Genomic DNA, 705 nt, shown 5'->3' with positions numbered 1-705 from the left:
ACATTGAACAAGAATTTGTGTTAAAGAATTACTAAATCCCATATTAGTTCGACTAATACTAAAATACGTTTTAATTAAATCATTGTTTTCATAACCGCAACCCCAAATTGCATATTTTCTCCAAATATTATATCCAATAACAAAGTCTTCAACCCTTATATTTCCAGATGATGTTCCAAGCTTTTGTAATACAAGAATAATTATAAAAATGCCAAATACCCCTACAACAATTGGAATAATGAATATTTTTATAATTTTCATTCCCATTTTCTTAGGTTTATATTTAAAATATCCATATCCCAAAATACCAATCACGATTAAATATCCTGTCGAAGCAAACGTTGTGAGAATTGCTAATATCAAAGTAATTATTTTATATTTATGTTTTTTTCTCTCAATAACTAATAACTCCAATAGAAGTGCTATTGAAAAATTAAATGATGCCATAGGTGCTTCTGCAAAAAAAGATGAATTTCTCACAGAAACTCCTAAAAATGAAAAAATATCTGATATTTGTCGTTCAAACTGGATTCCCCAATACCCCGGAACAGTTATCGGTTTTCCTGTCGATGTCCAAGTTGTCGATATTGCCATATTAGGGCTGATTACATGAAAAACGGATCCCATTAGCCAAATCACAATTGATATAATGCCAATTACCACCATAATATTAATATATTTTTCAAAAATACTCGGATAATTTTC

1 protein-coding gene is annotated in these 705 nt (G+C 29.1%); it reads right to left on the bottom strand.

Translation table 11 applies throughout. The features are described 5' to 3' along the window. The coding region (locus tag NCY57_RS16695; RefSeq protein WP_250789879.1) for a hypothetical protein at nucleotides 1–705 on the bottom strand (705 nt) is incomplete at both ends.

Origin of the sequence: Blautia sp. MB18-30, assembly GCF_023669475.1 — a bacterium.
Lineage (GTDB): Bacteria > Bacillota > Clostridia > Lachnospirales > Lachnospiraceae > Blautia_A > Blautia_A fusiformis.
Note: the sequence above shows the minus strand (reverse complement) of the source record. Positions and strands in the feature narration are given on the sequence as shown.